This is a genomic window from Brucella grignonensis, from assembly GCF_002252505.1.
Lineage (GTDB): Bacteria > Pseudomonadota > Alphaproteobacteria > Rhizobiales > Rhizobiaceae > Brucella > Brucella grignonensis.
Genome location: NZ_NNRL01000046.1, coordinates 1 through 4348, shown reverse-complemented (window position 1 = coordinate 4348; position 4348 = coordinate 1). Strand labels below are relative to the sequence as shown.

Sequence of the window (4348 nt, the reverse complement as noted above, 5' to 3'; positions counted from 1 at the left end):
CACCGATAGGGGAGGGGAGGGCGGTCAGCCACAGGATCACGCCCTCGTGGCGACGGCGCTGGCCACCCAGCAGCGGATTACGGCAAGCGTCAACGGTGAAAATCCCGAGGGCGACAGGCTCGAGAAGGCGCTCTCGGTGCTCTGGGCGCCGCTGGACCATCCAGCCGCGGCGCGACCCGTGCTGGCGCTCTGGTTCAATGAAGCTGGCTGGCGCTGTCCCTACGACGTCCGGCACGCCGTCGGCGCCGCAACTCCGCTCGGCCAGTTGCCGGTGCGCTGGCGTTTTATCACGCTGCTGGGCTGCTGGCTTTCGACGACGTTTTCGGCACCGGGCTGCTCGGTGACGAGGGATTGCCGCCTCTTGCCGTCCAGCTTGTGCGGCGGGCCGCGCCACGGCAGATCCGCTTCTCAAGCCGACGGCCGAGCAGCCAGGCGCTGAAGCGCTCGTCGGCCGAATACGAGCGCCTGGCCCGTCAAATTCTGGCTGATCCGCGCTGGATCGCAGCGGAAGAGCTGCCTCGGCGAAAGCGGGAGCGCGTTCGGGCACGCGTGGTCGATGCTTCGCTTGCCGGAAACGCGGCGGTGGTGCTCGGGGCAAGACCGCCCCAGCCGCGGTGCGACGCTCAGGCGATTCAGATATCGTGAGACTACGCGACACGGTGCGTAGTCTCACGAATTCCGATTCATCCGGCCGCACAAGGGTGCACGAGATTTCGTCCGGAAGCCCGATTGACGTCGATTTCGGCGTTCTGCTCGACGAGAGAGGCCATCCCCGGCCAGGTCCGGGAATTGGGCACGAACCCGGTCCGCTCAATGAACGCGAATTCTCGTCGATCTGACGCCTGTAGGAGGCTGTCCGCCGGTGAAAAACGAACGACATTCAAGCCTACAGAACGATATTTAAAAAAGAACGATAATGCAACATTATCGGTCTTTATGCAGGGGAGACAGGCGGTGCGGTTGAGCGCGAAATGAGTGGCGTATAGCGCACGCCTGCGCTAGGCATGCGGCCATGAGTCGAGACGATCAAAGCAAGGCCCGAGGGCGGGGAAAAGCCCTTGCCGCTGCCGGCAACACCCCGGCCGTCGTGCCGCAGGTGCGGGAAAAAGGTGGGGGTCAAGCCGCAAGGGCAAACTTGGCTTGTTTGAGCCGGCCGTCGGCAACTGCGGCGCGGACCTGAAGGACCCGGTGAGCGCCGACCGGCGACCAGCGCATTTGGCGCTTCTTGTTCATGCGGGCATTGACGAGGCTGTTGGCGGCACTTTCGGCGGGGGAACTGGAAATGGCTTTGGTGCATAGATGCGATCAAAGGGTTCAGCTACTTTGTAGCTTGATCAGCGGACGCGCTCAGACAGGGGCCTTGCGAGGACCATGTTGCGGTTGGCGATTTTGATATGAGTGGCGACTTCGTTTTGCTGGGCGCCGAAAGTGCGGGAGGTCAGGCGCCCGTCGTTGATACGTTTGATGCGGGAAATGGCAGTCTTGACCAGAGAACGTTTGCCGTATCCGTGTCGTCGCTGCCACGCCATTCGGCCATGAAGCGCGATCTCTGCGGCATGACGTTCCCGCTCGCTCCCACCATGCGGCTGCCCCTTGTCCGGGATCGAGCGTTTGCTCGGTGGGATGACGATCCTGGGCGGTCATCGAGCCAGACGTGCGGCACGGATCGCCTGATATGTGGGCTCCCCGCCATAGGCGCCATCGGCAATGACCGATCGGATATTGCCGCACGAATTGGCCACGAGTTTGCCTATCATGGCGCTGTCTGATGTGTCGTCATCAGTCAGTACGTGGGCAAGGATCTCATTGTCGTCAGCATTCACTGAAATATGCAGTTTACGCCACGAACGGCGCGTTTCGCCGTGTTTGGCTCTTGCCCATTCACCTGGGCCGTAGAATTTCAGGCCAGTGCTGTCGATCACAATATCGACCGGTCTCCTGCGGATCGAACAGACATCAACCGTTCTGCGCCGGCGTGCCAGGGTCGTATGATCGGGCACGGTCAGATCAAGGTTCATCAAAGCCATAAGCGAGCGCACAAGACCCTCGGTCTGGTGCAGTGAAAACCGGGCCAGAGCGCCGAGCATCAGCGTTGTCTCGATCGCCAGATTGGAGAACCGGTGCTGACCGCCAAGCGTATTCCTGGCACGATTGGCGCGACCCTTCAATTGCCTCAGCCGAAATCCACATCCTGATATCGCCGCGCAAAACCAGACCGCGATCATAGGCGCTCCAATTTGTCACTCGATACCGGGCGCGTGGAATGTGATGACGCCGCGCTGCGTTGAATTTGAACGGCATGCAAATCTCGGTTAGCCTGTGATCGAAGCACTCATACCATCACTGGCCTATCCGTGCACCAACGCCGCTCTGATCAATGAGTCCTGATCGTAAATGGCAATGATCCCGCGCTCAACGGCTATAGCTGTTGCGTGGGCTAAGTTGCGCCCGTGCAATTTTCGACATGCATTGTAGAGATGGAATCGTACAGTAGGCAGCGACCGGCCCATGTCGCCGGCGATCTGCTTCGGAGTCGAGCCGCGAGCAAACCTCGTCAGACAGGCGATTTCTCTTTCGGTAAGCGGATGATCACCAGACGACCCAAATCCTATCGTCAAAATCTTGTCGAGTGTGGGAAGGTTATCGAATGCCACCCTTACCAGCTTCCAAATGTGCTCCGCACAGTAGGAATCGAAGTCTCGATCAGCATCGACACGAATGGCGGTGAATGTATGTAATGCACCATTCCGAGATCGCAACGGAACTGACACGCCGCAGTTTAGACGGTTCTCCAAAAGATATCCGAATGCCGGTCTTTGGAACGCTGCCCACCGGCGCTCACCGGCAATCTCACACCGATCCGCAAGCGACCATTTGAATGGCGCTAGGCTCTCGATGCAGTGACGTTGGACTTGATCAATCGAATAGAATTTCTTGCCGATCCAGAAGTCCTCAAAGCTCGAAGGCATTCCCTCGGTGTGAACGAAGGAAGGCAGAATCTCTCCGATCGGACTCGCTTTGCGGATTGGGGAGTAGTCGTAGATGACGGCATGGAAGCCGAGCTCCGCAGCCCGCCAATACATACTTTTCAGGGACGCGGCTGCCTTCCCAGCATTGACTTCTTCAGGAGTCTCCATCTGCACCGCCTTCAACGTTGCCTAACCTAACTCAATCTGTGTATTCCGACGAAGCCGGCCAGCGATTCCGATCAATCACCGGCCACCCATTCCGATTTCATTCCGGCCGGGATTCCGATTTGAAGCCGGCCATCTTTGGACATCACCTAGGTCGTTGTTGAGGTTTACTTCGAGTTTCGTTTCGGGTCAAGCCTGAGCTGTTTCCGGCAGGGTGATGGCTCGTTGTTTTCTCATGCTCTCGCCAGTCAGTTCGATGCGATAGCTGCGGTTGATCTCCGGATCGTAAAAAGAGGCATGGTTGACGCCGGACTTCAGGTTGTCGGGCACGATCAGGCGGGGAACACCGCGAAGAAGTTGAACATGCGCACATGAGCGCCAATCCAGTCCGGTACGGCCGCAAGACTGTGACGACGGAGACCGGCAAGCTGGAGATCGACATACCGCGTGATCGCCAGGCCAGTTTCGATCCGCAGCTGATCGCCAAGTATCAGCGTCGCTTCCCCGGCTTCGACGACAAGATCGTGTCGATGTACGCCCGCGGCATGAGCACCCGGGATATCACTGGGCACCTGCGCGATCTGTATGGCATCGAGGTGTCGCCGGACTTGATCTCAACGGTGACGGACGCTGTGCCCGATGAAGTCGCCACCTGGCAGCAAAGACCACTCGATCCGATTTACCCGCTGGTCTTTTTCGACGCGATCCGGGTCAAGATCCGCGACGAAGGCATGGTCCGCAACAAGGCGATCCACATCGCACTGGGCGTGCGCGCCGATGGCGCCAAGGAGGTGCTGGGCCTGTGGCTCGAGCAGAACGAAGGCGCCAAATTCTGGCTGCGGGTGATGAACGAACTCAAAAACCGTGGCGCCGAGGATATTCTTTTGGCCGTCGTCGATGGCCTGAAGGGCTTCCCTGAGGCGATTACCTCCGTGTTTCCCGAGACGGCCGTTCAAACCTGCATCGTCCATCTGCTGCGCAACTCGATGGACTTCGTTTCCTGGAAAGACCGCAAGGGGCTGGCGACAGCGCTCAAGGACATCTACCGCGCCGTCGATGCCGATGCCGCCGAAAAGGCGCTGGCGGCATTCGAGGCCGGCCCCTGGGGCCAGCGCTATCCCGCCATCGGCCAGAGCTGGCGGCGCGCCTGGAGCGAGGTCATCCCGTTCTTCGCCTTTCCCGACGAGGTTCGCCGGATCGTCTACACCACAAAC

Annotated in this window: 3 protein-coding genes and 3 pseudogenes; 2 read left to right on the top strand and 4 right to left on the bottom strand. The window is 59.6% G+C overall.

The window, feature by feature from the left end; all coding sequences use genetic code 11:
• Positions 1–439 (top strand): annotated as a pseudogene (locus tag CEV33_RS00680) (hypothetical protein); the annotation flags it as partial.
• Between the two features lie 677 nt (positions 440–1116).
• Here the strand turns inward: CEV33_RS00680 and CEV33_RS00675 are convergent.
• The 4 genes and pseudogenes from CEV33_RS00675 to CEV33_RS23875 all read right to left on the bottom strand — a co-directional run.
• Positions 1117–1284: pseudogene (locus CEV33_RS00675) on the bottom strand (ISKra4 family transposase); the annotation flags it as partial.
• Positions 1285–1640: 356 nt separating this feature from the next.
• Complete coding sequence (locus CEV33_RS00665; protein WP_167388075.1) at positions 1641–2168, bottom strand: IS5 family transposase; 528 nt, start codon at positions 2166–2168, stop codon at positions 1641–1643.
• Between the two features lie 180 nt (positions 2169–2348).
• On the bottom strand, positions 2349–3137 hold the full coding sequence (locus tag CEV33_RS00660) for a helix-turn-helix transcriptional regulator (RefSeq protein WP_094538686.1): 789 nt from the start codon (positions 3135–3137) through the stop codon (positions 2349–2351).
• Between the two features lie 186 nt (positions 3138–3323).
• Positions 3324–3464, bottom strand: coding sequence for a hypothetical protein (locus tag CEV33_RS23875; protein ID WP_167388074.1), 141 nt, complete (start codon positions 3462–3464; stop codon positions 3324–3326).
• Between the two features lie 62 nt (positions 3465–3526).
• Here CEV33_RS23875 and CEV33_RS00655 point away from each other — a divergent pair.
• Positions 3527–4348, top strand: a pseudogene (locus CEV33_RS00655) (IS256 family transposase); the annotation flags it as partial.